Source organism: Mesorhizobium sp. M7A.F.Ca.US.005.03.2.1 (assembly GCF_003997795.1).
Classification (GTDB): domain Bacteria; phylum Pseudomonadota; class Alphaproteobacteria; order Rhizobiales; family Rhizobiaceae; genus Mesorhizobium; species Mesorhizobium ciceri.
This window is the reverse complement of record NZ_RZRP01000366.1, coordinates 1-6,022: the sequence shown is the minus strand read 5'-3', so window position 1 is coordinate 6,022 and position 6,022 is coordinate 1. Positions and strand designations below refer to the sequence as shown.

Here is a 6,022-nt window from a genome sequence, read left to right as displayed (position 1 = left end):
GTCTTGCCGCTGCCAAAACCCTGCAGGCGGCGGGGCTTTCCTTCACGCTGCTCGAAGCGATGGACAGAATCGGCGGGCGAGCCTGGACCAGCGACCAGCATTTCGGCGTGCCTTTCGACATCGGCTGCGCCTGGCTGCATGCCGCCGACCGCAATCCCTATTTTCCCGAAGCGCAAGTGGCAGGCTGGACGTTGCATCATCACGACATGAATGTCGATCATCTCTACTACCGCGAGCGCAAGGCGAGCGAAGCGGAAGAAGCCGACATGAAGGCCGCCGACGCCAAGCTGTTCGAACTGCTGGCCAGGCATGAAGTGAAGGACGGAGATGACGATCGTCTTTCGGCGCTGTTGGCAAAAGGCCATGCGCCGCGCGCCGCCGCCACCTTCGCCGGGCCGATGGATTTCGGCGCCGACGAGGACGAAATCTCGATCCTGGACTTCCAGGCCGCCGCCGATCTCGACCCGAACTACTTCAGCAAGGAGGGCCTTGGCGCGCTGGTGGCGCGTTTCGGCGCCGGCGTGCCGGTCGAACTGTCGACGCCGGTACGCAAGATCCTGTGGGACGTGCCCGGCGTCGCCTGCGTCACCGATCGCGGCACCGTCCGCGCCAAAGCGGTGATCGTGACCGCTTCGCCGGCGGTGCTCGCCTTCGAGGAGATCGCGTTCTCGCCGGCCCTGCCCGACACCCATTTTGGCGCCTTCTTCGACCTGCCGATGGGCATGCTGACCAAATTGCCGGTCGAAATATCGGGCACAAGGCTCGGGCTGCAGCCTTTCGACGACCTGCTGATCGAACGGATGGCCAGGCACGACATCTATTTCCTGTGCTTCCCGTTCGACCTTGACCTGATGGTCGGGTTCGTCGGCGGCGATTTCGCCTGGGAAATGTCGGCGGCCGGCGAGGCGGCCGGCATCGACTTCGTCGTCGACCGGCTGTGCGGCATCTTCGGTGGCGATACGCGCAAGCATGTCGGACGCGCCATGATGACCAATTGGGGCGGCGAGCGCTTCGTGCGCGGCGCCTACGCCGCCGCCCGCCCTGGCCGTTCCCTGGCGCGCGCCGCGCTCATGCAGCCGGTGGCCGACAAGATCTTCTTCGCCGGCGAGCACTTGGCCGGCCCGCTAATGCAGACCTGCGGCGGCGCACGGCTGTCGGGCGAAGCGGTGGCAAGACAGGTTGTCGCCCAGCTTGCGGCCAAATAGCTTCAGGAAAATGTGGAACGCCGCGCGGCTGTTCGCGTTGGGCACGGGCCGCCGTGAACATCTATGTCACCTCCGGTGAATTGAGACCGACATGAAACTCTTCGACTGCCCCCATTGCGGCCATCGCATCTATTTCGAGAACGCCCAGTGCCTGAACTGCGGGAACCCCGTGCTCTACGATCCCGAGCACGCCTGTTTCGCGCTGGCGAGCGCCGACGGCATCTTCCAGTGCACCAACGCCGATGAATGCGCCTGCAACTGGATGGCCGAGCCCGGACACGCCTTTTGCCGCGCCTGTGCGCTCAACCAGTTGATCCCGGATCTCTCCGTCGACGGCAACCGCCGCCGCTGGATCCGTGTCGAAGCGGCGAAGAAGCGCGCCATCTATTCGCTGCTGGCCTTCGGGCTGCCGGTGGCGCCCAAGCAGAACCCCGCCGACGAGATCGGGCTGGCCTTCGACTTCCTCGCCGATCCGATCGGCGGCGGCCCCGGCGGCGAGCGGATCCTGACCGGCCACGACAATGGCCTGATCACGCTCAACGTCGCCGAGGCGGATTCGGCCGAGCGCGAAAAGCGCCGCGTCGAGATGGGCGAGAACTACCGCACCTTGCTCGGTCATTTCCGTCATGAGCTTGGGCACTATTATTGGGACCGCCTGATCCGCGACGATCCGCACCGGCTCGAAGCTTTCCGCGCACTGTTCGGCGATGACCGCGCCGATTACGAACAGGCGCTGAAGGCCTATTATGCCAATGGTGCGCCGCCCGACTGGCAGCAAGGCCACATCTCGGCCTATGCGACCTCGCATCCATGGGAGGACTGGGCCGAGACCTGGGCTCACCACCTGCACATCACCGACACGCTGGAAATGGTGCACGCACTGAACTTTCCGCTCGGCCGGCTGGAGACGGTGGAGGCCAACGACTTGCCGCGCGGCGACACCGGCGGCGAATTGCAGGCCGCACCCTCGGAGCCGCCGACCGCGCCCGAGTCTTTCGAAAAGATCCTTGCCCGCTGGCTGGTGCTGTCGGAAGCCTCCAATTCGATCAACCGCTGCATGGGCCTGCCGGACCTCTATCCCTTTGTCATTTCGGACGTCACGGCGCGGAAATTGGACTTCGTTCACGAACTTCTGACCGATTTGCCTGGAGAACAGGGAACAAATCGTGAGTTGGCACAGGCGCTTTAGCGGGAACGCATGAGCTGCTGCCCCGTTTTCGCTGGCGAGGGACCATGAAAACGGAGAGAAACCATGAAATCCCTGTTGTTTCCGGCGGTCGCCGGAATGCTGACCGTGATGTCGGGCGCCGCGTTTGCCGACACCGCCGTCTCAGCCGTCACCGACCTTAACGTTCGCGCCGGACCCGGCCCGCAATACCCTGTCATCGGCGTGCTCGCCGCCGGTCAGTCGGCAACGCTCAATGGCTGCATCGAAAACAGCAAATGGTGCACCATAGCCGAGGCCGGCGGCCAGGGCTGGGTCTATTCCGACTATGTGACGGCCGATATAGGCGGCAGCCGGGTGGTGCTGACGCAACGGCGCGCCAGCGTTGCTGTCGTCTCGCCGCCGGAGGACATCGGCAACTACTCGACCGATTATACCGGCGCGATCATCGCCAGCGATCCGGTCGTCGATGACTTCCCGCCGCCCCCGGCTGAAGTCCGCACCTATGTCGACACGCATCGCCTCGATCCCATCTATCTGGAAGGCGAAGTGGTCACCGGCGCGACCCTGCCCGACACCGTCGAGCTGCGCGAGATTCCGGACTACAATTACCGCTATGTCTATGTGAACGGCCAGCGGGCGCTGATCGATCCGCAGACCCGGCGCATCATGTACGTCGTGCGCTGACGACAATTGGCATAAGCGGCCGCTGCCACAGCAGCGGCCGCCGGCAGGCGGCACCGCAGCGCCGCCTCTTCTGCGCCGACGCTGCTTTGAGGGTTGTGCTTTGCGGAAAACGATTCCGATTTTCCGGGCCATCGATTAGTCAATAGGCGATGACTTTGGCAAAGGAGCCCGCGTGACCATCGATCCGGCCGCCTTCGAGCGCTACAGGCATTCGCCGAACGCCAGGACGACCTTGCCGCGCCTGTTGCTCGGAACGGGGATCGTTGTCCTTTTTTGGGCAGCAACCACCGTGGCCGTGCTGGTCGGCGGCACCTATGCCTTCTTCGCCCGGCAGGCGGCCCCATCATCCGGCATGCAGGGTTTCCTCGCCTCGCCCATCGGCATCCTCGCCGCGCTCGTCTCGTTCGCCGGCATCTGGATCGGCCTGTGGGTCGCGATGCGCTGGGTGCATGGCGAGAAGCTGTCGGCGCTGCTCGGCAACAGCCGGCGTGTTTCGTGGTCCGGCTTCCTCAAGGGGCTGATCGCGGTGCTGATCACCTCGTTGATCTCCGAAATCCTGCTCTATCTCTTGCAGCCGCAGATCGCGCGCGGCCCGATCAGCCTGTCGTCCTGGCTGCTGTTTGCGATCCCGATCGCCGCGCTCACTCTGTTGCAGACCTCGTCGGAAGAGTTGCTGTTTCGCGGCTACCTGCTGCGCGGTCTCGCCAGCCGGTTCAAGAGCCCGTTCATCTGGGCGCTGCTGCCGGCCCTGCTGTTCACCTCGCTGCATTGGAGTGCGAGTTCGTCGCCAGCCATCAACGCCTGTGTGCTGGCGTCGATCGCCGCTTTCGCGTTGCTGCTGACGCTTGTCGTTTACGCAACAGGCAATCTCGGCGCCGCGCTGGGTGCTCATCTCGGCAACAACCTGACCGGCTTCCTGCTGATCTCGCATCAGGAAAGCTACAATTCCTTCGCCCTGTTCAACGCCAGGCCGCTCGAGGGACCGGGCTGGGCAACGTCGGATGCGGTTCTCATCGCCTTCATCGGCATCGCCTGCAGCCTGCTGACCATCGGGCTGCTTTTGCATCCGCGCTCGCCGCTCAAGGTCGCCGCCGAGCTTCCGGACCGCACGAGCACGGCCTGAATGCGGGTCCGGGAATGACGCTACCCGGCCCTTGTCTTGACTCTTGCGCAGATTTCCTGTCTACACGCCCCGAATTCCGCGACGAGTATCCCTCCGAGCAAGCCGACCAGGACGCCGAAACCTCTTTGAGGTGAAGTGCTGTAAATCGATCCTGGAGGCCAACACCCGGCAGCGCTGAGCGCCCCCGGGTGCTTTTTGGTTTTGGCTTTTGCTTGGACTTTTGGTTGGACACTGGGCGCGAACGCATTACCTCTCGGGCACCATCCGGGTGCCAGGGAAAAGGAAAACGAATGTTTGAATCGCTACAGGAACGTCTTGGTTCGATCCTGAACGGCCTGACCGGCCGCGGCGCGCTGTCGGAGGCTGATGTCTCGGCGGCGCTGCGCGAGGTGCGCCGTGCGCTGCTCGAAGCCGACGTGGCGCTGGAAGTGGTGCGCTCCTTCACCGACAAGGTGCGCGAGAAGGCCGTCGGCGCTGCCGTGGTCAAGTCGATCAAGCCCGGCCAGATGGTCGTCAAGATCGTTCATGACGAACTGGTCGACATGCTCGGCGCTGAAGGCGTCGCCATCGATCTCAATGCCCCGGCGCCGGTCGTCATCATGATGGTCGGCCTGCAGGGTTCCGGCAAGACGACCACTTCGGCCAAGATCGCCAAGCGTCTTTCCGAGCGTCAGAACAAGAAGGTCCTGATGGCCTCGCTCGACACGCGGCGCCCCGCCGCGCAGGAGCAGCTTCGCCAGCTCGGCGAACAGGTCAAGGTCGCCACGCTGCCGATCATCGACGGCCAGTCGCCGGTCGACATCGCGCGCCGCGCCGTGCAGGCGGCCAAGCTCGGCGGCCACGACGTCGTCATCCTCGACACCGCCGGCCGCACCCATATCGACGAGCCGCTGATGGTCGAGATGGCCGACATCAAGAAGGTATCGAGCCCGCACGAAATCCTGCTGGTCGCCGATTCGCTGACCGGCCAGGACGCCGTCAACCTGGCCAAGAGCTTCGACGAGCGCGTCGGCATCACCGGTCTCGTGCTGACCCGCATGGACGGCGACGGCCGTGGCGGTGCTGCCCTTTCGATGCGCGCCGTCACCGGCAAGCCGATCAAGCTGATCGGCACCGGCGAAAAGATGGACGGGCTGGAGGAATTCCACCCCAAGCGCATCGCTGACCGCATCCTCGGCATGGGCGACATTGTCTCGCTCGTCGAAAAGGCCGCCGAGAACATCGACGCCGAACAGGCGGCGGCGATGGCCAAGAAGATGCAGTCGGGCAAGTTCGACCTGAACGATCTCGCCGGCCAGCTTCAGCAGATGTCGAAGATGGGCGGCATGGGCGGCATCATGGGCATGATGCCCGGCATGGGCAAGATGAAGGACCAGATGGCCGCCGCCGGTCTCGACGACAAGATGTTCGGCCGCCAGCTCGCCATCATCTCGTCGATGACCAAGGCAGAGCGCGCCAATCCCGATTTGCTCAAGCATTCGCGCAAGAAGCGCATCGCTGCCGGTTCCGGCACCGACGCGGCCGAAATCAACAAGCTGCTCAAAATGCATCGCGGCATGGCCGACATGATGAAGGCGATGGGCGGCAAGGGCAAAGGCGGCGGCCTGATGCGCGGCATGATGGGCGGCCTCGCCTCCAAGATGGGCCTCGGCGGCATGATGCCCGGCGGTATGGGTGGCATGATGGGCGGCGGCATGCCGGACCTGTCGAAGATGGACCCCAAGCAGCTCGAAGCCTTGCAGAAGCAGGCGCAGGCAGCCGGCCTAGGCGGCGGCATGAAAGGCCTTCCCGGCGGCGGTGGCCTGCCCAGCGGCATGCCAGGTTTGCCCGGCGGCATGAAAC

The 6,022-nt window shown here is 64.5% G+C and carries 5 protein-coding genes; all 5 read left to right on the top strand.

Annotated features, from left to right (window positions below; translation table 11 throughout):
• On the top strand, positions 1-1,205 hold a 1,205-nt coding region (locus EN991_RS20070), incomplete at its 5' end, for an NAD(P)/FAD-dependent oxidoreductase (RefSeq protein ID WP_164769218.1).
• Positions 1,206-1,296: 91 nt separating this feature from the next.
• Positions 1,297-2,394, top strand: coding sequence for a putative zinc-binding metallopeptidase (locus EN991_RS20065; protein ID WP_013528805.1), 1,098 nt, complete (start codon positions 1,297-1,299; stop codon positions 2,392-2,394).
• 63 nt (positions 2,395-2,457) lie between these two features.
• Positions 2,458-3,057, top strand: a complete 600-nt coding sequence (locus EN991_RS20060) for a DUF1236 domain-containing protein (protein ID WP_027162879.1) — start codon at positions 2,458-2,460, stop codon at positions 3,055-3,057.
• Positions 3,058-3,229: 172 nt separating this feature from the next.
• A complete protein-coding gene (locus EN991_RS20055; RefSeq protein ID WP_127369377.1) occupies positions 3,230-4,180 on the top strand; it encodes a CPBP family intramembrane glutamic endopeptidase in 951 nt (316 codons plus the stop codon).
• A gap of 290 nt (positions 4,181-4,470) precedes the next feature.
• On the top strand, positions 4,471-6,022 hold a 1,552-nt coding region (ffh, locus tag EN991_RS20050; protein WP_127369376.1), incomplete at its 3' end, for a signal recognition particle protein.